Source organism: Streptomyces siamensis (genome assembly GCF_039543605.1).
GTDB lineage: Bacteria > Actinomycetota > Actinomycetes > Streptomycetales > Streptomycetaceae > Streptomyces > Streptomyces siamensis.
Genome location: NZ_BAABKB010000032.1, coordinates 154,508 through 177,226 on the forward strand (window position 1 = coordinate 154,508; position 22,719 = coordinate 177,226).

The following is a 22,719-nucleotide window of genomic DNA, read 5'->3' on the forward strand; positions in this document are numbered from 1 at the left end:
CGTCAGCGCTCCAGCAGCATCCGCTGGAGCTCCCGCGCCGCCCGGGGCGGAGCCACGTCGCTGCGGTGGGCGAGCGCGATCGTCCGGTGCAGTCCGGGCCGGGCCAGCGGGGTCACCCGCAGCCCCCGCCCGGACCGCGTGGCGACCATGCGCGGGACGACGGCCACGCCGAGTCCCGCACGGACGAAGCCGAGCACGGCGTCCATCTCGCCGCCCTCGACGGCGAAGTCGGGCTCGAAGCCCTCGGCACGACAGGCGGCCACGGTCAGTTCCCGCAGGTCGTAGCCGTGCCGGAACATGACGAGGCGCTCGCCCTCGAGGTCGGCGATGCGCACCGTACGGCCGGTGCCCGGCGCGGGTGCGTCCGGCGACGACACCACCACCAGGTCCTCGCGCAGCAGCTCCAGGGTGGTCAGCGCGGGAGACGGCGTCGGGAGGGGAAGGACGACCAGGGCGAGGTCCAGGGCGCCGCGCGCGAGTTCCCGTACGAGATCGTGCGAGCCGCCCTCCTCGATGAGCAGCCGGATGCCCGGATACCGGTCGTGGAAGGCGCGCAGCACATCGGGGAGCAGGCCGGTGCACACGCTGGGGGTGGCACCGAGGCGGACCCGGCCGCTGCGCAGCTGGGCCAGTTCCTGCACCTCGTGCCGGGCCGTGTCCGCGTCGGCGAGGATGCGCCGGGCCAGCGGCAGCAGCGCCTCGCCCGCGTCCGTCAGCGTGATGTTCCCGCGCGCCCGCTGGAACAGGTCCGCCCCGAGCTCCCGCTCCAGCGCCTTGATCTGTTGGGACAGGGACGGCTGCGCCACATGGACGAGATCGGCGGCGCGGGTGAAGTGCCGGGTCTCGGCGACCGCCACGAAGTACTGGAGCTGCTGGAACTGCATACCTCGACGATAGTCCATGCCTATGGAAACAAGCTGGACCATGTCTTGGACCGATCGGCCCTGTGGGCCCTAGCTTCGACGGCATGGCTCTGGCAACGCGGACGGACCGACGGCCGTCCTTGGCGCGTACCGTGTGGGACAGCTCCGTCGGCAAGAAGACCGTGATGGCGGTCAGCGGCCTGATCATGCTGCTCTACCTGGTGGCCCACATGATCGGGAACCTGAAGATCTTCTTCGGGGCCGGCGAGTTCAATCACTACGCCCACTGGCTGCGCACCCTCGGCGAACCCGTCATGCACTACGAGTGGACCCTCTGGGTCCTTCGCGTGGCGCTGGTCGTCGCGGTCGTCGCGCACGCCGTCTCCGCGTACCAGCTCAGCCGCCGCGACATCAAGGCGCGCCCCAGCAAGTACGTGCACAAGAAGGCCCGGACGAGCTACGCCACGCGCACCATGCGCTGGGGCGGGATCATCCTCGGCCTGTTCATCGTCTGGCACCTCATGGACCTGACGACCGGCACGGTGCACTCCGGCGGCTTCCAGGAGGGCCACCCGTACCAGAACGTCGTGGACACCTTCTCCACCTGGTACGGCAACGTCGTCTACATCGTCGCGATGCTAGCGCTCGGCCTGCACATCAGGCACGGCTTCTGGAGCGCGGCACAGACCCTCGGCGCCGGCCGCCGCAGCCGCGACCGCGCCCTCAAGGCCGGCGCGAACGTCCTCGCGCTGGTGCTGACGGCGGGCTTCATCGCCGTACCCGTCGGAGTCATGACCGGAGTGGTGAGCTGACATGACCGTATCGTCCGAATACTCCGCGTACCGCACCGGTGAACCGGTCGCCGACGCCAAGGCTCCGCAGGGCCCGGTCGACGAACGCTGGGACACCCGCCGCTTCGAGGCCAAGCTCGTGAACCCGGCCAACCGCCGCAAGCACACCGTGATCGTCGTGGGCACCGGTCTCGCGGGCGGATCCGCGGGCGCGACGCTGGCCGAACAGGGCTACCACGTCGTCCAGTTCTGCTACCAGGACTCGCCGCGCCGGGCCCACTCGATCGCCGCGCAGGGCGGTATCAACGCGGCGAAGAACTACCGCAACGACGGCGACTCCGTCCACCGCCTCTTCTACGACACCGTCAAGGGCGGCGACTTCCGGGCGCGGGAGTCCAACGTGCACCGGCTGGCGCAGATCTCCGTGGAGATCATCGACCAGTGCGTGGCGCAGGGCGTGCCCTTCGCCCGCGAGTACGGCGGCCTCCTCGACACCCGGTCCTTCGGCGGCGTCCAGGTCTCCCGCACCTTCTACGCCCGCGGCCAGACGGGCCAGCAACTACTGCTCGGCGCCTACCAGGCACTGTCCCGGCAGATCGCCGCGGGCAACGTGGAGATGCACCCGCGGACCGAGATGCTCGACCTGATCGTGATCGACGGACGGGCGCGCGGCATCGTGGCCCGCGACCTGATCACCGGCCGCATCGACACGTACTTCGCGGACGCCGTGGTCCTCGCCTCCGGCGGCTACGGCAATGTGTTCTACCTGTCGACGAACGCGATGAACTCGAACGCGACCGCGATCTGGCGGGCGCACCGGCGCGGCGCGTACTTCGCCAACCCGTGCTTCACCCAGATCCATCCGACCTGCATCCCGCGCACCGGCGACCACCAGTCCAAGCTGACGCTGATGAGCGAGTCGCTGCGCAACGACGGGCGCATCTGGGTGCCGAAGGCGAAGGGCGACACCCGCCCGGCGGGCGAGATCCCGGAGGAGGAGCGCGACTACTACCTGGAGCGCATCTACCCGTCCTTCGGCAACCTCGTGCCCCGGGACATCGCCTCCCGTGCCGCGAAGAACGTCTGCGACGAGGGTCGTGGTGTCGGCCCCGGCGGCCAGGGCGTGTACCTCGACTTCGCGGACGCCATCCGGCGGATGGGCCGCAAGGCGGTCGAGGAGAAGTACGGCAACCTCTTCGACATGTACGCCCGGATCACCGCCGAGGACCCGTACACGGTGCCGATGCGGATCTACCCCGCCGTGCACTACACGATGGGCGGGCTGTGGGTCGACTACGACCTCCAGACCACCGTCCCGGGCCTGTTCGCGATCGGCGAGGCCAACTTCTCCGACCACGGCGCGAACCGCCTCGGCGCCTCCGCTCTGATGCAGGGCCTCGCCGACGGCTACTTCGTCCTGCCCTCGACGATCAACGACTACCTCGCCCGCAACCCCCACCACGACGAGGTGACCGACGAACACCCGGCCGTCCAGGAGGTGCTGGCCGAGACCGAGGACCGGCTGCGGCTGCTCCTCGCCGTCGACGGCGACCGCACCCCGGACTCCTTCCACCGCGAAGTCGGCGAACTGATGTGGGAGTTCTGCGGCATGGCCCGCACCGAGACCGGACTGCGCAAGGCGCTGGAGCGGATCCCGCAGATCCGCGAGGAGTTCTGGCGGCGCATCAAGGTCCCCGGCACCGGCGAGGAGTTCAACCAGTCGCTGGAGAAGGCCAACCGCGTCGTCGATTACCTCGAACTCGCCGAGCTGATGTGCCTCGACGCGCTGCACCGCTCCGAGTCGTGCGGCGGGCACTTCCGTGAGGAGTCCCAGACCCCGGACGGCGAGGCCGCCCGCAAGGACGAGGAGTTCTCCTACGCGGCGGCCTGGGAGTTCACCGAGACGGGCCAGTCACCCGTCCTGCACAAGGAAGACCTCGTCTTCGAGTACGTCCACCCCACCCAGCGGAGCTACGCATGAAGCTCACCCTGCGCGTCTGGCGGCAGAAGAACGCCGACGCCGAAGGCGCCATGTCCACGTACCAGGTGGACGACATCTCGGCCGACATGTCCTTCCTGGAGATGCTCGACACCCTCAACGAGGAACTCATCCTCAAGGGCGAGGACCCGGTCGCCTTCGACCACGACTGCCGCGAAGGCATCTGCGGCGCCTGCTCGCTCGTCATCAACGGCGACGCGCACGGCCCCGAACGCACCACCACCTGCCAGCTGCACATGCGGTCCTTCCAGGACGGCGACACCATCGACATCGAACCCTGGCGGGCCTCGGCCTTCCCGGTCGTCAAGGACCTCGTCGTCGACCGCTCCGCCTTCGACCGCATCATCCAGGCCGGCGGCTACATCACCGCCCCCACCGGCGCCGCGCCGGAGGCCCACGCCACGCCTGTGCCCAAGCCGGACGCGGACTTCGCCTTCGAGCACGCCGAGTGCATCGGCTGCGGTGCCTGCGTCGCCGCCTGCCCCAACGGCGCGGCCATGCTCTTCACCTCCGCCAAGATCAACCACCTCAACGTGCTCCCGCAGGGCGCGCCCGAACGCGAGTCGCGGGTGCTCGACATGGTGGCCCAGATGGACGAGGAGGGCTTCGGCGGCTGCACGCTCGCCGGGGAGTGTGCGACGGCGTGCCCCAAGGGCATCCCGCTGTTCTCCATCACCAGCATGAACAAGGAGTGGCTGCGCGCGACCCGCTCGTCGGGCAAGCGCTAGCCGTACGCCGTTCGCCGTAAGGGTGCGGACGGGCGGGACCGGGAGTGGTGCTCATCCCCGGTCCCGCCAGGCACCCCCTGCCGTCGCTAGCCGGTCCCGCCAGGCACCCCCTGCCCTCGGTAGCCGGTCCCGCCAGGCCCCCTGCCGTCGGTAGGCTGCCGGCATGATCTTCGACAACAACGGGAGGGAGCGGTTCCTCGAAGCCGTCACGGACTTCGAGGCCGCTGTGCGCGAACGGGACGTCGACCGTTCGGAACGCGCGTTCGGAGAGTTGTACCGGCAGTTCGGGGACGCGGGGGAGCGGGAAGTAGGCCGGGCGGCACCGCTGTTGGCCGCGCTGCTGCCCGAAGTGCCCCCGGGGCCGCGCGGCACCGTGGCCGTGCTCGTCGGGGCCTGCGTGGAGCGCGGTGCCGACGCCGGGCCCTGCGCGCCGCACGTCTTCGCGGAACTCGCCGAGACGCTCGCCGCCGCCGGTGAATTCTGCGAACGCTGGGAGGAGACCGGCGGAGGGGACTTCCCCGACCCGGAGGGCGGTGCGCCGGACCCGGCGCTCTTCGACCGCGTCGGAGCGGAACCGGCCCTGGCCTGGATGACGTTGCCCCAGTTCGAGATGGCGTCCGTCGCCATGCTGAACCACGCCGGGGTGCGCGGCGCCCTCGACAGCGCCCTGCGCAACCGGCTGCTGCGGGCCACGCGGACCGTCGAGGAGGCGTCCGGACACCACTTCAAGTGCCTGACGTACGCCCTGCTGGTCCTCGACGAGCCGCTGATCGTGCTGCACCGTCCGACCGGAACCGGTTACGCGATGCGCATGCGGGGCATCGGCGACAACTTCCAGCTGCACACGCTGGTCGCCGACGTCCTCGTCGTCGGCGGCCACATACCCGGCCGGGCCCCGTCCCCGCAGGAGGCCGCGGTCTGCCGCGACCAGCCCGGACAGGTGCACACCACCGGCTCCTTCAACCTCGTCGCCCCCACCGGGGAGTGGGTGTGGAACGAGGGCACGCCCAGCGACATCCCCGTCGTCGACGGAGTCCGCCTGCTCGTCCTCGACCCGCCGGCCTACGAGCGGAGCTGGCCCTCGGGCCGGTTCTTCCCGAACATGACGGGCGACCTCGTCCTGGAGCGGGTGCTCGCCCCCGAGGAGGCCGGGCGCCTGCTCGCCGGGTGCGTGACGAAGGACGGCTGACCGGGCCGGGGACCCGGCGTTCAACAACCCCACATCCACTCTCCTGGCACAGGTCACGCGCACGCCAACCGGCATCGGAAGAACAGGAGCGCACGGACCGAACACCGCTGGTCCGCGCCCGCCGCGCCGCCGAACCGGCCCGTGACCAGGAGAGTGCCATGACCGGCGTTTCCACCCTCGACACCCCGCCCCAGTCCGTCGCCCCCACCCGCTACACCGTCACCCTGGCCCGCGACGAGGCCGACGTGCGAGCCGCGCAGCGGCTGCGCCACGACGTGTTCGCCGACGAGATGGGCGCCCTCCTGTCCACCCCGGAACCGGGCCTCGACGTCGACGCCTTCGACGCGTACTGCGACCACCTGCTGGTCCGGGACACGGTGACCGGCCAGGTCGTCGGCACCTACCGGCTGCTGCCGCCCGAGCGGGCCGCGATCGCCGGACGGCTGTACTCGGAGAGCGAGTTCGACCTCGATCCGCTCGCCCCGATCCGCTCCGGGCTCGTCGAGGTGGGCCGCTCCTGCGTGCACCCCGACCACCGCGACGGCACCGTCATCGGACTCATCTGGGCGGGGATAGCCCGCTACATGGTCGAGGGCGGCCACGAGTGGCTCGCCGGCTGCTGCTCCATCCCGCTCGCCGACGGCGGCACCCTCGCCGCGGGCACCTGGGACCGAGTCCGCACCCGGCACCTGGCACCCGAGGAGCACCGGGTACGTCCCCTGCTGCCGTGGAGCGCCGAGGGCGTCACCCGGCCCGCCCGCACCGAGCTTCCCCCGCTGCTGCGCGGCTATCTGCGACTCGGCGCCTGGGTCTGCGGAGAGCCCGCCCACGACCCGGACTTCGGGGTCGCCGACCTGTACGTGCTGCTCCCGATGAGCCGGGTCGACCCGCGCTATCTGCGGCACTTCCTCTCCCTCGTCCCGGCGTGATGAGCACCCACGACGTGGGAGCGCCGGGACCGGGGACACTCGGCGCGGGCCCGGCCCGGCCGGGTGCCGGGAGCCCGGACCGGCCGCGCGCCGACGCACCCGGGCCCCGGTCCCGGCCGGACGCCCCGCCGCCGGGTGCCCTGGAGCGGGGCGGTGCCGGAGCCTCCGCCCTGGAGCGAGGCGGTGCTGAAGCCGCCGCCCCGGAGCGAGGCGGTGCCCGAGGCGCCGCACCACCCTCCGGCGCCGGCAGCGCCTGGCTGCCCACCGCTCCCTGCTCTCCCGGGGCCTGTGTGCAGTCGACGGCGTCCTGGACCGCGGTGCCCCGCGCCGTGCTGCGGCTCGCCGCGGTCCTGGCCGTCGTCCTCACCGGGGTCCTGCTCGCCCCGGGCATCGCCCGGATGCGGGCGGCGCCACGGGACCGGATGATCCGCCGCTGGTGCCGGGCCGTCGTCCGGGCCGGCGGCGTACGGACCAGGATCACCGGGACCGCCGTGCCCACCGGTGGCCTGCTGCTCGTGGCCAACCACATCTCCTGGCTCGACATCCCGCTGCTCGCCGCGGTCCGCCCGGCGCGGATGCTCGCCAAGACCGAGGTCCGGGCCTGGCCCGTGGCGGGAGCCCTCGCCGCACGCGGCGGCACCCTCTTCATCGAACGGGACCGGCTCCGCGCGCTGCCCGGCACGGTGACCCGCATCGCCGAGGCCCTGCACGCCGGTGCGGCCGTCGTCGCCTTCCCCGAGGGCAGCACCTGGTGCGGCCGCGCCCAGGGCCGCTTCCGGCGCGCCGTCTTCCAGGCCGCGCTGGACTCGGGAGCTCCCGTGCAGCCGGTGCGCGTCCACTACCGGTCGAGCGGGGGAGAGGAGAGCACCGCGGCCGCGTTCGTCGGCGACGACTCGCTCCTCGCGTCACTGTGGCGGGTCGCCACCACACGCGGCCTGGTGGCCGAGGTCGAGGTACGGCCACCGATCGCGTCCCGCAACCACCCGGACCGCCGGGGCCTGGCCGCGGCGGCGCAAGGAGCGCCGGACTGGGTGCGGGCGCAGACGGAGGTCCACCCCTGATTCCTCAACTCCCGCTTGATGCACGTGATTTGGAGTCGACGGCTTCAGTGTCGATTCGCTCGAAGCGGGTGCGGGGGACCTTGGGGCACCTACACCGAGATGATCAGCCGCTTCACCGAACCGGTGTTCCTGGGGCTCGCCGTGCTCGCCGTCCGTGGTCGGATCAAGCGGGGCTGACCAACTGCCGTGCCAGATAGGGGGCGGTGCGGCTGGCGGCGGAACGTGCCACCTCCGCCGGCGGTCCCGCCGCGACGATGTGGCCGCCCGCGTCGCCACCGCCGGGACCGAGGTCGATCACCCAGTCGGCGCCCGCGACGACCGACATGTCGTGCTCGACGACCACGACAGTGTGGCCCGCGTCGACCAGACCGTGCAGCTGGCGCATCAGAACCTCGACGTCGGCCGGGTGGAGACCGGTGGTCGGCTCGTCGAGCAGGTAGAAGGTGTGTCCGCGGCGCACCCGTTGGAGTTCGCCGGCCAGCTTGATGCGCTGGGCCTCGCCGCCGGACAGCTCGGTCGCGGGCTGGCCGAGGCGGAGATAGCCGAGGCCCACGTCGAGCAGCGTGGCCAGACTGCGGGCGACGGCGGGGGTGTCCGCGAAGAAGCCGGCCGCCGCCTCCACCGTCAGGTCGAGAATCTGGGCGATGTTCCTTTCCCGGTATGTCACTTCGAGGGTCTCGGGGTTGTATCGCGCCCCGCCGCAGTCCGGGCACGGCGCGTAGGTGCTGGGCAGGAACAGCAGCTCGACGCTGACGAAGCCCTCGCCCTGGCAGGTCTCGCAGCGGCCCCCGGCGACGTTGAAGGAGAACCTGCCGACGCCGTAGCCGCGACGGCGGGCCCCGTCCGTCCCGGCGAAGACCTTGCGCACGACGTCGAACAACCCCGTGTACGTCGCGAGGTTCGAGCGCGGAGTGCGGCCGATGGGCTTCTGGTCGACCCTGACCAGACGCCCGACCCCGTCGAGTTCCTCCGTCACTTCCCCGATCAGCGTGGACTTGCCGGATCCGGACACCCCGGTCACCGCGGTGAACACACCGAGAGGGAACTCCGCGGTGACCCCGCTCAGGTTGTGCCGGGTGACCGGCCCCACCTTCAACTGGCCTCGGGCCGGGCGGATTTCGCGTACCGGCGCGGGGGACCGGTCGAAGAGGAAGCGGGCGGTCGCCGAATCCGGCACGCCCTCCAGGTCCGCGACCGGGCCGCTGTGCAGCACTTGCCCGCCGTGTTCACCGGCACGCGGACCGACGTCCACGAGCCAGTCCGCGCCGCGGACGACGTCGAGGTGGTGCTCCACCACGAACACCGAGTTGCCCGCGCCCTTCAGCCGGTCCAGGACCGTGAGCAGCGCCTCCGTGTCCGCGGGGTGCAGCCCGGCGGACGGCTCGTCGAGGACGTAGACGACTCCGAACAGGCCGGAGCGCAACTGCGTGGCCAGACGCAGCCGTTGGAGTTCGCCCGCCGACAGCGTGGGGGCCGGCCGGTCCAGGCTGAGATAGCCGAGGCCGAGCTCCACGACCGGCGCGACACGCGACCTGAGGTCGTCGGTGAGGACCCGCGCCGCCTCTCCGTCGCCGTGCAGCGCGCGCCCCAGCTCGGTCAGCGGCAGCGCGGCCAGCTCGGCGATGGTGTGCCCCGCGAACGTCACCGCCAGCGCCTCGGCCCGCAGCCGGCTGCCGCCGCACACCGGACACGGAGCACTGGTCAGGAACCGCTCCGCCTTCGCCCTGAGCGTCGGGCTCTTGGTGTCGGAGAAGGTCTTCATGACATAGCGCCGGGCACTCATGTACGTGCCCTGATAGGGGCGTTGGATCCGCTCAGCGTCCCGCACCGGGTGCACGGTGACGACCGGCTGCTCGTCGGTGAACAGGATCCACTCCCGCTCCCGGGCGGGCAGTTCCCGCCAGGGCCGGTCCACGTCGTGGCCGAGCGTGTCGAGGATGTCCCGCAGGTTCTTGCCCTGCCAGGCGCCCGGCCACGCGGCGATCGCGCCCTCGCGGATCGACAGCGACGGATCGGGGACCAGCAACTCCTCGGTCGTACGGTGCACTCGTCCGAGCCCGTGGCACTCCGGGCAGGCCCCGGCCGCCGTGTTCGGCGAGAAGGCGTCCGAGTCGAGCCGCTCCGCGCCCGGCGGATAGTCGCCGGCGCGGGAGAACAGCATGCGCAGCGAGTTGGAGAGGTTGGTGACCGTGCCGACGGACGAGCGCGACGTGGGTGTCGACCGGCGCTGCTGGAGGGACACCGCGGGCGGCAGACCCGTGATCTCCCCGACCTTCGGCGCGCCGACCTGGTGGATCAGCCGCCGCGCGTACGGCGCGACCGACTCGAAGTAGCGGCGCTGCGCCTCCGCGTAGATGGTCCCGAAGGCCAACGACGACTTCCCGGAACCGGACACGCCCGTGAAGACGGCGAGCACGTCCCTCGGCACGTCGACGTCCACGCCCCGCAGATTGTGCTCGCTGGCGCCCCGGACGCGGACGTACGGGTCGTGGGAACCGTGGGGGATGGGCATCGGGGAAACTCCTGTGGGGCCTTGGGGCCGGGACGGCGGCGCGGCTCGGGGCAAACCCCACGATTCTAGGCCGGGGTCAGTCCCGCGACCCGGGCCAGCCCGCGATAGGAGTCGAGCAGGGCGTCCCGGTCGTACGTGCTCGTCGTGACCAGTACCTCCTGGGCGCCGGTGTCCTTGATCAGCGTCGCCAGTTCGTCGGCGACCTGCTCCTCGGTACCGGCGATGTGGCCGGTGAGTCCGGACTCGTAGAACGCGCGCTCCCTGCCGTTCATCGTGAGGGTCTCCACACGCTCGGCGGGAGGCAGCGGCGGGAAGGTGCCGTGCGTGCGGGAGTACGCCATCGACCAGGCCTCGGGGAGCAGCAGGCGGTGTGCCCGCTCGGGGGTCGCGGCGACCGCCACCGTGCCGGAGACGACGACGTACGGCTCCGGTGCCCAGACGGACGGCCGGAACGCCGCGCGGTAGTGGTCGACGCCGCGCAGCATCCTGTCCCGGTTCCTGAGGTCCCCGATCACCATGGGCAGGCCCGCCCGTGCCGCGATGCCGGCGCCCTCACCCATGGCGAGCACGAAGGGCGGCACGGTCAGCCCCTCGGGCGGGCGGGCGTGCACGCCGGTCGGGGAGGTGCCGCGGAACCAGCCGAGGAGTTCGTCGAGCTGCGCCGCGAAGTCGTCGCTCGCGGCCGCGTCCTTGTCCCGTCCGAGCGCCTTGCGCACACCGTCCGTGAAGCCGACGGAGCGGCCGAGACCCATGTCGATCCGCCCGGGGAACAGGGACGCGAGCACGCCGAACTGCTCGGCCACGACGAGCGGCCGGTGGTTCGGCAGCATCACTCCGCCGGTGCCCACCCGTATCGTGCGCGTGGCCGCGGCGACGGCGGCGGCCAGGACGGTGGGCGCGGATCCGGCGACTCCCGGCACCCCGTGGTGCTCCGAGACCCAGATCCGGTGGTAGCCGAGGGCTTCCAGGTCCTGTGCCAGGCGCACGGTGTCACGCAGTGCCTCGGCCGGCTCGTGCCCCTCCCGGGTGCGCGAGCGGTCGAGTACGGAGAAACGGGTTTCCGCGATCACAGAGCTCACAGGGGGTTCAACGCATGCGGGCCCTCAGGATTCCCGGTGCCGGCACCGGTGCTGGTGCCCCTGTCTGCGCCGGTCGTCCGTGCCGCTACCGGCGCCCATGCTCGCGACTGCGACTCGGACAGCGACCGCGCACGTCCCCCGGTGCCCGGGGGAGCCGGGCTTGGATCGAACGTGCATGCGAATGCGGCGGTCAGGGCTCCTTCGCCGTCCCCGCACCGCGGACGCCCAACGGCGTCACCCGCACGCGCCCGGAGCCGGGCCGCTGCGGTCGCGCCCGGCCGCGTACAGGCACACGATGCGAAGACGAACGTCTCGCATTCCCACTGGAGTACTCATGGTCTGGATTCCTCAGATCACGGATCTCGTCGAGCGGCTCGGAGCGGCCGACCTCGCCGGTGCCCTGCGCGACCCGGACACGGCCACCGTGCCGGTGGCGCTCGACGATCCCGGTGCCGGGCGCATCTGCGGCGTGGGTGTCCTGGCCGCCTGGCTGGCCGAACAGGAGGAGTGGCGGACGGAGCACGCCGCCGTCGTGGAGCCGGCCGCCGTCACGGTCACCGCACGGCGCGCCGTCGGCGAATGGGTCGTGCGCCTCGACGGACCGGACGGCGGACGCATCGGGCTCCCCGTCGCCGTCGCGGTGGAGCCCGCCTCCAATATGCCGGTGCGGATCTACCACTCCCGGTGGCCGCTGCTCGGCCGTCACGTCGTCCGGCCCCCGCTGGTGCGGCACGCCCCGGACGCGCACGCCTCCGACGTCGTGGACGTCTACCGGGCGGCCCTCGCGGAGGGGGACGTCGCCGCCGTGGTGGCGGCCTTCGCGGCCGACGGCTACTTCCGCGAACCGTCCGGCGACACCCACCGGTACGTCGGCACCGCCGCGCTCAACGACCTGTTCAAGGGCTTCTTCGCCGCGGGCGGGGGCATCCCGCTGAAGCTGTGCACCGTCACGGACGACGGCACCCGCAGCGCCGTCGAGTACGTCTGCGACCGCTGGGGCGACGCCGACCTTCCGCCGCAGGCGGGCCTGGTCGTCTGCACGCGCGGCGAGGGTGGCCTGATCTCGGCCGTGCATGTGTACGACGACGTGGAGGCGCCCGTCGAGTAGGGCTTCACCGGGCCTGTGGCGGGCAGGGAAACGGGTGGCCGCAGTGCCGCCATCCCACGGTGCGCGAGAGCAGGAGTGAGCATGCAGTACGTGAAGCTCGGTTCGACGGGCCTGGACGTGTCCCGGATCTGCCTGGGCTGCATGAGTTTCGGTCTTCCCGACCGCGGCGTCCACGAGTGGACCCTGGACGAGGAGGCCTCCCGCCCGCTGATCCGCCAGGCGCTGGAGGCCGGGATCAACTTCTTCGACACGGCGAACGTGTACTCGGACGGCACCAGCGAGGAGATCGTCGGCCGGGTGCTGGGCGACCTCGCGCGCCGCGACGAGATCGTCATCGCCACCAAGGTGAACGGCGGGATGCACGACGGGCCCAACGCCCGCGGTCTGTCCCGCAAGGCGGTCATGACGGAGATCGACAACAGTCTGCGCCGCCTCGGCACCGAGTACGTGGACCTCTACCAGATCCACCGCTTCGACCCGGCGACCCCCGTCGAGGAGACGATGGAGGCGCTGCACGACGTGGTCAAGGCGGGCAAGGCCCGCTACATCGGGGCGAGTTCGATGTACGCCTGGCAGTTCTCCAAGGCGCAGTACACGGCGCGGCTGAACGGATGGACGCGGTTCGTCTCCATGCAGAACCACTACAACCTCCTGTACCGCGAGGAAGAGCGCGAGATGCTGCCGCTGTGCGAGGACCAGGGCGTCGGCGTACTGCCCTGGAGCCCGTTGGCCCGTGGACGGCTCACCCGGGACTGGGACACCGCCACGGCGCGCAGCCGGACGGACGAGTTCGGCCGGAACCTCTACCTGGACGGCGACCGCGAGATCGTCGACGCCGTCGCCCGGATCGCCGCCGGACGGGAGACCTCGCGTGCGCGGATCGCCCTCGCCTGGCTGCTGCACCGCGGCGTCGTGACCGCGCCCGTCGTCGGTGCCACCGAGCCGCTGCACATCGAGGACGCGGTCGCCGCCGTCGAGGTGGAGCTCACCGACAAGGAGATCGAGGAGCTGGAGCGGGCCTACACGCCCAGGGCGATCAGCGGCCACTGAGCGGCGGAATTCCCGGTTCCCGGAATTGAGTGGACTCTGCATCCCATTGGGAGCGCTCCCAATGGGATGCCCCAATGAGTCGGGCTCGCGTGCGGCTCGGTGGCGGCGGGGTTTCCGAATTCCGTTTTCCCGGGACCCGCTGACATTCTGTCAATATCTCGGACTGCCAGGGGAAAAGGAAATCGCCGGACGGCTTGTTCCGTCTCGGGGGCCTGTGCAAAGGTGTGCGTTGTCGGCGTGCAGACAATATTGTGCTGCCTTCTGTGCCCGTACGGTCCGGCCGTTCGTCCCCTTGCTTCACGAGTGCGGCTGGATTGCTTCACGGGTGCGGTCCGGGGTGGTCGTGCGCGGCGCAGCCCCCCATGGGTAGGCCGGTCGCCTCGTCGGGCGGTCTACATACCCATTGGTATGGACTAATTTCCGTGTTGCCTTTGGGAGGAAAGCGGACGTGAATGATGCCAGGCTGCCTCATTCCCCGGCTCCGGCGCGGTTGTTCGAGGTATCGGATGAACGGCTCGCGGCCGAGATGAAGAAGAGCCAAGGGAACGCACCCGTGCACTATCCCGTCGGCGAACTGCTGGACCGCCACTGGGAAGCGGTGTACTCCTACGCGCGCCTGTGCGCTCACGGCGTACGGCCCGCCGGAATGCTCACCACGGCCGCATTCACCCGCCTGTTCGGCGAATCCCTGGACCAGTCGGGACCCGGCGCCGCATGGCGGCCCCAACTCCTCGTCACCGTCCGGCGCATGGCCGCCGAGTGGCTCACCGACCCGCGGCGCGACATGCTCCACCCGAACCTGCTCACCGGCTCGGACCGCGAGGACCGGGCCGCGGCACGGCTCCTCCCGCCCGAGGGCAGACGCCTGCTGTCCCGGGCGTTCCAGCGGCTGCCCGAGCCCGCCCGCTGTCTGCTGTGGCACATCGAGGTCGAGGCCGAGCGACCTGAGGTACCCGCGGCCCTGCTGGGATACGAAGTCGAGGACGTCCCGCCGGAGCTGGAGCGGGCCCGGGAACGGCTGCGCGCCGGCTGTCTGGAGATCCACCGCGAGCTGGCCCCCGAGCAGGAGTGCCGACGCTACAACCGGATGCTCGACGTCTCCCTGCGCCGCCGCGAGGCCGGACTCGACCCCGATCTGCGCGATCACATGGCCCGGTGCGGTCACTGCCGCCACACCGCCGACCAGTTGGACCAGTTCAACCGCCCGCTGGGACTCCCGCTCGCCGAGGCCGTGCTCGGCTGGGCCGCGCGCGACTACGTCGCCTCCCGTCCCGGACGCGCCTCCGCGATCCCCGCGGCCGACGGGGTCCATACCGCCGACGAGGCCGCCGCCACGGCATCCGACCTCACCGGAACTCCCGCCGACACGGGGGTGCTTGCCTGGACCGGGACGCCCGCGGACGCGCCCGCCGTTCGCGAGGTCCCGCTCCCGCCGGGACTCCGCCCGCGCACCGCCGCGCGCGGCCGCGGGGCCGGCGACCCGCGTACGCCCACGCACCGGGCCCCCCGGGGACAGGGGGCCGGCACGCACAAGGCCCCCCGCCGGGCACCGCGCCGCCGCGACGTGGCCCTCGCCGTCCTCACCGTGAGCACCCTGATCCTGGTCCCGCTGGTCGTCTGGGCGGCCGGCACGAGCTCCGGCGGCGAGAACGGCACGGCCGACGGCACCGGCCGCTCGGACGCGCCCGGTCCGAGCCGGTCGCCCGGTGCGAACCCCTCGTGGATCGGGACCGGGGCCCGGCCCGGCGAGACCGCGCGGGGACTGCTGCGCAACGCCGCGACCGGACTGTGCGTCGGCATCGTGGGCGACAAGCCCGCCAAGGGGGTGGAGGCCCGGCTCACCTCGTGCACCTCGAAGTCCGCCCGCCGGTGGACGTACGAAGCCGACGGCCTGCTGAGCGACGCGGCCGACCCCGGCCTGTGCCTCGACTCCCACCTCGGCTACTCGGTCCGGCTGACCGCCTGCCCGGGCGTGTCGGGCCCCGGCGCGAAGGACCGGCGTTACGACTTCACCCTCCAGGGCGCGCTGGTGCCGCGCTGGAACCAGGACCTGGCCCTCGCGCCCGCCTCAGCCGACGACGGCGCGGCCCTGCTCCTCAAAGTCCGCGACGACGGAGCCGTCCAGCGCTGGGAGCTCGACAGCTCCTCGCCCACGCTCCAGATGGAGGTGGTCAACTGGGGCTCCGCCGACGGCGGACCGGACACCACCCCCGCACCGCTCACGGAGTCGACGGAACCCGCACCGCCCGCCGCCCACGGGTCGTCCACCACCCCGTCGACCGCCCAGCCGGCTCCGACGACCTCCGCCCCGCCGTACGAGTACTGCACCTCGCCGTACGCCTACTGCCTCGGGGACGGGCAGTACGGCTCCGGCCGCGACCCCGGATACGGCTACGGGGACTACGGTTCCGCACGCGAGGGAGGGCGGGGAGGCCGCCGGTGACTCCGGCACACCCCGCCCCGCCGCCGTACCGGAAACCACCGAGCCGTCGTCATGACGGCGGAGCCGCCCGGTCAGGACGACGGCGTGCCCGAACGGGACGCCGTGCCCAGGAACTCCGCCCAGCCGCCGAGCGGGGACTGCCCGGGACTGAGGGTGCGCAACTTCCGCAGGACCGCCGGGTCCTGCACCTCCAGCCACTCCACGAGCTGGCGGAAGGACACCATCCTGACCTCGTCGTGTTCGGCGATCCGGGCGATGGCCTGCTCGACGGCGTCCATGTAGATGCCGCCGTTCCAGCGTTCGAAGTGGTTGCCGATGAAGAGGGGCGCCCGGTTGCCCTCGTAGGCGCGGCGGAAGCCGGCGAGATAGCTGTCACGGGCCTGCGCCCGCCACGCGTCGAACCGGGAACGGTCGCCGAGCGGGTTCGCGTTCGACTGGTTGGCCATCAGGTTGTAGTCCATGGACAGGACCTGGAAGGAGTGACCGGGGAACGGGATGGACTGGAGCGGGAGGTCCCAGACCCGGCCGCCCTGCACCTTCCCGGGCCAGATCTGCAGCCCGCCCGGTGAGCTGGCGTCGTACTTCCAGCCCAGGTCGGCGACGGTCGGCAGCAGGTTGGCCTGCCCCTCCAGGCACGGGGCCCGCCCGCCGATCAGTTCCTTGCGGTAGTCGAAGGGCAGCGGTTCGAGATCGGTGAAGCCGGTGTTCGTCCTCCAGCGCGTGACGAACCCGATCGCCTGCTCGATCTCGCTGCGCCACTCGGCGGGCGACCACAGGCGCACCCCGTCCGTACCGCAGAAGTGCCCGTTGAAGTGGGTGCCGATCTCGTGCCCCTCCAGCCAGGCGGCCCGTATCTGCTGGAGCGTGGCGTGGATGTGCCGGTCGGAGAGGTAACCGATCGCGGAGGCACCGACCGGGTGCTGCGGCGGGCGGTACAGGTCCTTCTTCGACTCGGGCAGCGTGTAGATGCCGCTGAGGAAGAACGTCATGGACGCCCCGTGGTCGGCGGCGACCTTGCGGAACCGGGAGAACAGCTTGTTGCTGAGCTCGCCCGCGCCGTCCCAGGAGAAGACGACGAACTGCGGTGGGCGCTCACCCGGCTTCAGCCGCTGCGCCTTCGGCTGCTTGGGCTGGGCCCCCGTGTCGGCCGTCGAACCGTCACCGATCGGCTTGGGCGGCTTGCTCCGCGACCCGCCGTCGCCGTCGCCGGTACTGCCCACCGACCAGTCGTTCGCCGAGCAGGCGGAGAGCGCGCCCAGGGCGCCCGCCGATGCCGCCGCGGTCAGCAGCCGCCTGCGTGAGATACCGCTCATGATCGTCCCCCGGGTTTCTCGCCACGGCTCCCGCTCTGCGGCCGGAGCCCCCGTACCTGTGACGCCCCGCTCCGTGCGGTGCGTCAATCGGTGGGATGCGCGGGCATCCGGAAAGGGTCGCGTGATCCAGGACACGTAGCCGTTCCGTGACAAACCCCGCCGACCTGCGGGGCAGGTGGCGGGGCAGGGGGAATTGGGGCCGCTGGGTTCAGGTGCCGGTGCCCGCCCGGACGACCGTCAGGGACACCGTCGAGGCGTTGCCGGAGATGGGTACCTCGCCCCGCGTCCACGTCACCTTGAGCGGGTCCCTCTCGTCGGGGGGAGTGACGAGGAGCGCGGCCGGCGTCGCCGTCCTGGCCCCGCTGATCTCGGGATTGGAGAAGGTCAGACCTGCCCAGGCGCTCTGCCCCGGCTTCAGCGTGAGTGTCCTCGGCGATTCCGAGGAGCGCTTGGGGTCCGGGCCGAGCTGCTTGCCCGACGCGTCGACGAACGCGGCCCCGGGGAAGCCGCGCACGGTGCAGGTCCGCCCGGACTTGTTGGTCAGGACGACGGGGAAGTTCTCCTGCCCCGCGCCCGGATCGTTGTTCCCCACGGACGCGCGCAGTTCGGAGGTGTGGCAGCGGCCGCCGCCCGAGGAGTTGCCCGAGGACGTGGGGGCCGCCCCCGACGTCGTACCGGACGCGGTGGCGGACCCGGCCGAGGTGTCGTCCCCGCCCGGGGTGGCCGTGCCGCTCGAACCGCTGTCCGCGGTCCTGTCGCCCGAGGCGGGCTCGGCGGTGCCGGAGAGCGTCTGCGGCGCGCTCTTCGGTGAGTCGTCCGTGCCGCAGCCCGTGAGCAGGCCGAGCACCGCGATGCCCGCGAGCACCGCCGCCCGCCGGGCGTGGGCCGAAGTGCGGTGCGCGGGAACCGCGTAGACCGGGTCCGTGTCCGCCGCTGCGCGCCGGAAGGTCGCCATGTCACCACTCCTTGGGAATCACCGCACGCGTTCCTCACGCGTACGCACGGCGCGTTGTGCCCCGTCACCCCTGTCCGATGCACCGGCGCACGGAAAAGTTCGCGGGATCGGCCGGGAAAATGCGCCGGTCCGGGCGCGACCGTTCAGGTGCCGACCCGTACGGACCCGATGACCCGGTCGGCCGTGTCCTTGGCCGCGTGCTTCTGACGGATCTGCACGTAGACCTGCGGCTGCGCGGCACCGCCCGCCGGGCTCAGCCCCGCCTCGACGACGGAGCCGCCGCTGCCAGGGCAGTCGTCCCAGGTCCGGATGAGACCGTGCCAGCGGGCGCCGCTGTAGGCGCGGCTGCCCTCGTAGTGGCATCCGGTGTGCGCCAGTGCCCGCACCTCGGCGGCGACGTCGCCCCGCTCGCTGAGCCCGATGAAGGCGCCGTTGACGTCCGACCGCAGGTCCTGCCACCGGGCGAGGTCGTCCGCGACGGCGAGTCCGGGCTCCCGCCCGTCCCCGAGCCCCAGGGCGCGCGGATTCCAGCCGGAGTCCCGTATCTGACGGCCCCAGGCGTCCGGAACCCGCGCGGTGACCCGTCCCGTGCCGTCCTCGACCCGGAGGGTCCCCGCCGAGGGTTCCCGCGTCGCGAGCGTGGCGGCGACGGTGACGGCGCCCGCGAGGACGGCGACGCCCAGCGCGGCGACCAGGCCGCGCCTGCCGCGCCGTGGTGCGGCCGGGGTCCCGCCCGGACCGTCCGCGGCCAGCCGTTCGAGCTCCGCCGCGAACGCGGCGGCGGTCGGCCAGCGCCGCTCACGGTCGGGTTCCATGGCCCGGGTCAGCGCCCGCCCCACGTCCGCGGGGAGATCCGCGCGCAGTCGGTCGGGCCGTACGACCTTGCCGGGCGGGCCCGGCACCGAGCCGGTGACGAGGTGGTGGCCGAGGGCGCCCAGGCTGTACACATCGGCGCGCGCGTCGATCCCGGAACCGGGCTCGGCCTGCTCGGGAGGCGTGTATCCCGCGGAGCCCGCCGCCATGGTGAGGCCGGAGGCCTGGGCCAGGCTCTTGGCCAGGCCGAGGTCGGCGAGCAGGACACGGTCGCCCCCGCCGGCCGTGCTGCGCAGCAGCACGTTGGACGGCTTGATGTCACGGTGGACGATCCCGGCCTCGTGCAGCGCGGCGGCTCCCCGGGCGGCCAGCGCGGTCAGCCGCAGCGCTTCGGCGACCGGCAGCGGACCGGTCCCGACGCGGTCGGCGAGGGTGCCGCCGTCGGCGTACTCCATGACGAAGTACGGCCTGCCGTCCGGGAGTTCACCGATGTCATAGACCTGCACGACCCGGCTGGAATCCGCCCGGCGCAGCAGCCGTGCCTCGGAGAGGAAGCGCTCCCGGATGTCCAGGTGGTCGATCCAGTTCTCGGAGAGCACCTTCACCGCGACGGGCGCCTCCAGCACGTCGTCATGGGCGAGCCAGACGACGCCGAAGCCGCCGGCACCCAGACGCCGGTCCAGACGGTAACGGCCGATCCGCTCCAGGGAGTGCATGCGACTATCATGCCTGGCCTCTGATCGACAGCGAGGGGAGCACCCGGTGCGGGACGCGGCGCAGACCGAGGAGCTGGCCCTGCGGGCGGCGGCCGGCGACGAGGCGGCGCTGGACGGACTGCTCCAGCGGATCCGCCCCGAGGTGGTACGGCGCTGCGGACGCTTCCTGCCCTGCCGGGAGGACGCCGAGGAGGCCGCCCAGGACGTCCTGCTCCAAGTGGCGCGGAAGATCACCACCTTCGAGGGCCGCAGCCGCTTCGGCACCTGGCTCTACACCGTGGTCGCGAACTGTTCCCGGCAGAAGTACCGGGAACTGAAGCGGCGGGCCGCCGAGCAGCCGGTCGCGATCGACGCCTCCCAGCAGGTCGATCCGCGCACCACGAGTGTCATCGCCGGTTCCCGTGTCGACCTGCTGGAGGCGCTGGAGCGTCTGGAGCGCGAACACCCCCACCTCGTGGCGCCGTTGGTCTACCGTGACATCTGCCAGCTGGAGTACGCCGAGGTCGCCGAGCGCGTCGGGATTCCTCTCGGCACGCTCAAGTCCCGGCTGCACGAGGCGCGCAAGCAGGTCAGGCCCTGGCTGGCGGAAGCTTCCTGACGCAGCCTCAATCCGCATGCCGGGCACGGGTGTCGAACGCGTCGGTGAGGGAGGGGGCGCGGTCGGGCGCGGCGCGGCAGGCGGACCTGCATAGGGTGGGCCCGTGAAGGAGACGAACAGCAGACCACTCGCCGTGTTCGACCTGGACGGCACGCTCGCGGACAGCGCGCACCGGCAGCGGTTCCTGGAGCGCACGCCCCGCGACTGGGACGCGTTCTTCGCGGCGGCGCCGCAGGACCCGCCGCTGCCCGAAGGGATCGCGCTGGCGCTGGAGAGTGCACGCGAGTGCGAGGTGGTCTACCTCACCGGCCGCCCTGAGCGGTGCCGCCGCGACACCGTCGACTGGCTCGCCGCGCAGGGCCTGCCCGCCGGGCGCATCTGGATGCGGCGCAACGACGACCGCAGGCCCGCCCGCCGCACCAAGCTGGAAATCCTGCGCCGACTGGCGCGCGACCGCGAGGTCCGCGTCCTCGTCGACGACGACGAACTCGTCTGCACGGACGCCGAACGGGCGGGCTTCAGGGTCGTACGGGCGCGCTGGGCGGCCACGTCGGCGGCGCTGAAGGACGCGCAGGAGCGGGAAGGGCGGACCTGACCGAGCCGTCGGGGGCCCGGCCGAAGGGGGCAGGGCGGGGCGGCCCGAAGGGACCGGGTCGGATGAGGGCGCTCAGTCGCTCTCGTCCAGGCGGAAGCCGACCTTCAGGCCGACCTGGTAGTGCTCGATCCGCCCGTTCTCGATCTGCCCCCTGACCTGGGTGACCTCGAACCAGTCGAGGTTGTGCAGGGTCTGCGAGGCACGGGTGATCCCGTTGCGGATGGCCTGGTCGACCCCCTCGTGGGAGGTGCCGACGATCTCGGTGACCCGGTACGTGTGTTCGGACATGCGGGTGCTCCTCTCCGTGGCGGGTGTGCCCCGCGTCATTCCACGGTGCCCCACGGTGCGACGGTCCGCGAGATGTCGGGAGCGTGTCGCGGAGAAAGCCGCTCCCCGTTCGCGTCCGGAGGCCCGGTGCGGACCACCCGCGCCCGGCTCCCGAGGCAGCCTTCCGTAGTCGACCCTTGACGGAATGATTGGTCCATACCAAAATCCAGAACACCCGTGCGAGCGCCATGCTCGTCCCCCACGTCGGGCCTCCCTTCCCCTGTCCGCAAGGCAGAACAGGACCCCCTCGTGAGACTCCGCCTCCTCGCCGTCGTATCCGTCACCGCGTTCCTGGCCACCGCCTGCGGAGCCCTGCCCGACAGCGGATCGGGGCAGCGGACGGTCACGGTGTGGCTGATGAAGGACAGCGCCTCCAAGGACTTCCTGAAGAGGTTCACCGAGGACTTCGAGCGCACCCACGGCGCCCTGCGCCTCGACATCCGCATCCAGGAGTGGACCGGCATCGGCGAGAAGGTGCAGGCGGCACTCAAGGAGCGGGACACGTCCGCGCCCGATGTGATCGAGGTCGGCAACACCCAGGTGGCGCAGTACGTCGACGGCGGCGGACTGAGCGACCTGACCCTCGAATCCATGCGGGACTGGGGCATGAACGCCTGGCTGCCCGGCCTCGCCGAGCCCGGCCGCTTCGGTACCCGCCAGTTCGGCGTCCCCTGGTACGCGGCCAACCGCGTCGTCGTCTACCGCAAGGACCTGTTCGAACGGGCCGGGATCAAGCAGCCGCCGAAGAGCCGCGAACAGTGGCTCGCCGACACCGAACGGCTCAACTCCGGCGGAAACCAGGGGATATACCTGGCAGGACAGGACTGGTACACCCTGTCGGGGTTCATCTGGGACGAGGGCGGTGACCTCGCCAAGGAGACCACCAGCGGCAATTGGGAGGGCACACTCCAGACGCCGGCCGCCGTACGGGGCATGGACTTCTACCGGCGGCTCCAGGCGCTCGGCGACGGGCCCGTGGACGCCGACGAGGAACACCCGCCGCAGTCGGGGGTGTTCGCCAAGGGCCGGGTCGCGCAGATCGTCGCCGTCCCCGGACTCGTCCAGGCGATCGAGCGCACCAATCCCGCGCTCAAGGGCAAACTGGGCTTCTTCCCCGTGCCCGGCAAGACCGCCGCCGCTCCCGGCGCGGTCTTCACCGGCGGCTCCGACCTCGTGGTGCCCAAGAACACGGACGACCGGGAGGGCGCGACGGCCGTCGTCGCCGCGCTCGCGGGCGCCAAGTGGCAGACCGAGCTGGCCCGCACGATGAACTACGTGCCCAACAAGACGACCCTCGCCGACGCCGTCGCGGGCGAGGAAGGGGCCGCGGCGATGGCGGCCGGCGCCGCCCACGGCCGCGCCACCCCCTCCTCGCCCCGGTGGGCCGCGGTCGAGGCCGACAACCCGATCAAGGTCTACATGTCGAAGGTACTGAGCGGCGCCGACCCGGCGACGGAGGCGCGGCGCGCCTCGGCTCGCATCACCAAGACCCTGGCGGACGAAGGCGAGTGACGCGGGGCGGCGGGTGCCGTGGGACCGCGAGGGCCGTGGAGCCGGAGCATGCCGGCGCCGGACCACGTCGGCGCCGGACCCCCGCAGGGGCCGGGGCGGGCCCCTTTCGGCGCCCGCCCCGGCCCTGTCGGCGATCCT

At 72.2% G+C, this 22,719-nt stretch carries 19 protein-coding genes; 12 read left to right on the forward strand and 7 right to left on the reverse strand.

Going from position 1 to position 22,719, the window contains the following annotated elements; genetic code table 11:
• Positions 1-2: 2 nt before the first annotated feature.
• Complete coding sequence (locus tag ABEB03_RS34265) at positions 3-884, reverse strand: LysR family transcriptional regulator (RefSeq protein WP_143658545.1); 882 nt, start codon at positions 882-884, stop codon at positions 3-5.
• Positions 885-1,003: 119 nt separating this feature from the next.
• On the opposite strand from ABEB03_RS34265, the gene ABEB03_RS34270 reads away from it, so the two are divergent.
• The 6 genes from ABEB03_RS34270 to ABEB03_RS34295 all read left to right on the forward strand — a co-directional run bounded on the left by ABEB03_RS34270 (position 1,004) and on the right by ABEB03_RS34295 (position 7,560).
• Positions 1,004-1,675 (forward strand): succinate dehydrogenase, encoded by a 672-nt coding sequence (locus ABEB03_RS34270; protein WP_345656849.1) that lies wholly within the window; start codon positions 1,004-1,006, stop codon positions 1,673-1,675.
• 1 nt (position 1,676) lies between these two features.
• Complete coding sequence (locus ABEB03_RS34275) at positions 1,677-3,635, forward strand: fumarate reductase/succinate dehydrogenase flavoprotein subunit (RefSeq protein ID WP_345656751.1); 1,959 nt, start codon at positions 1,677-1,679, stop codon at positions 3,633-3,635.
• Positions 3,632-4,381 carry a succinate dehydrogenase/fumarate reductase iron-sulfur subunit gene (locus tag ABEB03_RS34280; RefSeq protein WP_345656752.1) on the forward strand — a complete coding sequence of 250 codons (750 nt, stop codon included), beginning with the start codon at positions 3,632-3,634 and terminating at the stop codon, positions 4,379-4,381. Before ABEB03_RS34275 ends, ABEB03_RS34280 begins: the two co-directional genes overlap by 4 nt.
• Positions 4,382-4,544: 163 nt before the next feature.
• Complete coding sequence (locus ABEB03_RS34285) at positions 4,545-5,570, forward strand: hypothetical protein (protein WP_345656753.1); 1,026 nt, start codon at positions 4,545-4,547, stop codon at positions 5,568-5,570.
• Positions 5,571-5,728: 158 nt separating this feature from the next.
• Complete coding sequence (locus ABEB03_RS34290) at positions 5,729-6,499, forward strand: GNAT family N-acetyltransferase (RefSeq protein WP_345656754.1); 771 nt, start codon at positions 5,729-5,731, stop codon at positions 6,497-6,499.
• A gap of 257 nt (positions 6,500-6,756) precedes the next feature.
• Positions 6,757-7,560, forward strand: a complete 804-nt coding sequence (locus tag ABEB03_RS34295; RefSeq protein ID WP_345656851.1) for a lysophospholipid acyltransferase family protein — start codon at positions 6,757-6,759, stop codon at positions 7,558-7,560.
• Positions 7,561-7,723: 163 nt separating this feature from the next.
• On the opposite strand, the gene ABEB03_RS34300 is transcribed toward ABEB03_RS34295, so the two are convergent.
• The gene (locus tag ABEB03_RS34300) at positions 7,724-10,072 is read right to left on the reverse strand and encodes an excinuclease ABC subunit UvrA (protein WP_345656755.1); all 2,349 of its coding nucleotides are present in this window, start codon (positions 10,070-10,072) and stop codon (positions 7,724-7,726) included.
• 65 nt (positions 10,073-10,137) lie between these two features.
• Positions 10,138-11,151 (reverse strand): LLM class flavin-dependent oxidoreductase, encoded by a 1,014-nt coding sequence (locus tag ABEB03_RS34305; protein ID WP_345656757.1) that lies wholly within the window; start codon positions 11,149-11,151, stop codon positions 10,138-10,140.
• Positions 11,152-11,485: 334 nt separating this feature from the next.
• On the opposite strand from ABEB03_RS34305, the gene ABEB03_RS34310 reads away from it, so the two are divergent.
• From ABEB03_RS34310 to ABEB03_RS34320, 3 genes are all read left to right on the forward strand, one after another.
• A complete protein-coding gene (locus ABEB03_RS34310; RefSeq protein ID WP_345656759.1) occupies positions 11,486-12,259 on the forward strand; it encodes a nuclear transport factor 2 family protein in 774 nt (257 codons plus the stop codon).
• Positions 12,260-12,340: 81 nt separating this feature from the next.
• Positions 12,341-13,309: an aldo/keto reductase gene (locus ABEB03_RS34315; RefSeq protein WP_345656760.1), complete on the forward strand. Its 969-nt coding sequence runs from the start codon at positions 12,341-12,343 to the stop codon at positions 13,307-13,309.
• Positions 13,310-13,862: 553 nt separating this feature from the next.
• On the forward strand, positions 13,863-15,752 hold the full coding sequence (locus tag ABEB03_RS34320; protein ID WP_345656761.1) for a ricin-type beta-trefoil lectin domain protein: 1,890 nt from the start codon (positions 13,863-13,865) through the stop codon (positions 15,750-15,752).
• Positions 15,753-15,823: 71 nt separating this feature from the next.
• On the opposite strand, the gene ABEB03_RS34325 is transcribed toward ABEB03_RS34320, so the two are convergent.
• The 3 genes from ABEB03_RS34325 to ABEB03_RS34335 form a co-directional block, all read right to left on the reverse strand.
• A complete protein-coding gene (locus ABEB03_RS34325) occupies positions 15,824-17,065 on the reverse strand; it encodes a polysaccharide deacetylase family protein (RefSeq protein WP_345656762.1) in 1,242 nt (413 codons plus the stop codon).
• A gap of 208 nt (positions 17,066-17,273) precedes the next feature.
• Positions 17,274-18,020: a DUF4232 domain-containing protein gene (locus tag ABEB03_RS34330; protein ID WP_345656763.1), complete on the reverse strand. Its 747-nt coding sequence runs from the start codon at positions 18,018-18,020 to the stop codon at positions 17,274-17,276.
• A gap of 143 nt (positions 18,021-18,163) precedes the next feature.
• Positions 18,164-19,549 carry a serine/threonine-protein kinase gene (locus ABEB03_RS34335; protein WP_345656764.1) on the reverse strand — a complete coding sequence of 462 codons (1,386 nt, stop codon included), beginning with the start codon at positions 19,547-19,549 and terminating at the stop codon, positions 18,164-18,166.
• Positions 19,550-19,595: 46 nt separating this feature from the next.
• Here ABEB03_RS34335 and ABEB03_RS34340 point away from each other — a divergent pair, with 46 nt between their 5' ends.
• Positions 19,596-20,147, forward strand: a complete 552-nt coding sequence (locus ABEB03_RS34340) for an RNA polymerase sigma factor (RefSeq protein WP_345656765.1) — start codon at positions 19,596-19,598, stop codon at positions 20,145-20,147.
• 103 nt (positions 20,148-20,250) lie between these two features.
• Positions 20,251-20,742: a phosphatase domain-containing protein gene (locus ABEB03_RS34345; protein WP_095938045.1), complete on the forward strand. Its 492-nt coding sequence runs from the start codon at positions 20,251-20,253 to the stop codon at positions 20,740-20,742.
• A gap of 72 nt (positions 20,743-20,814) precedes the next feature.
• Here ABEB03_RS34345 and ABEB03_RS34350 read toward each other — a convergent pair whose 3' ends face one another.
• Entirely contained in the window at positions 20,815-21,030 is a 216-nt protein-coding gene (locus ABEB03_RS34350; protein WP_345656767.1) for a dodecin, read from the reverse strand.
• A 288-nt stretch (positions 21,031-21,318) separates the two neighbouring features.
• Here ABEB03_RS34350 and ABEB03_RS34355 point away from each other — a divergent pair, with 288 nt between their 5' ends.
• Complete coding sequence (locus tag ABEB03_RS34355) at positions 21,319-22,581, forward strand: extracellular solute-binding protein (RefSeq protein WP_345656768.1); 1,263 nt, start codon at positions 21,319-21,321, stop codon at positions 22,579-22,581.
• Positions 22,582-22,719: the final 138 nt, after the last annotated feature.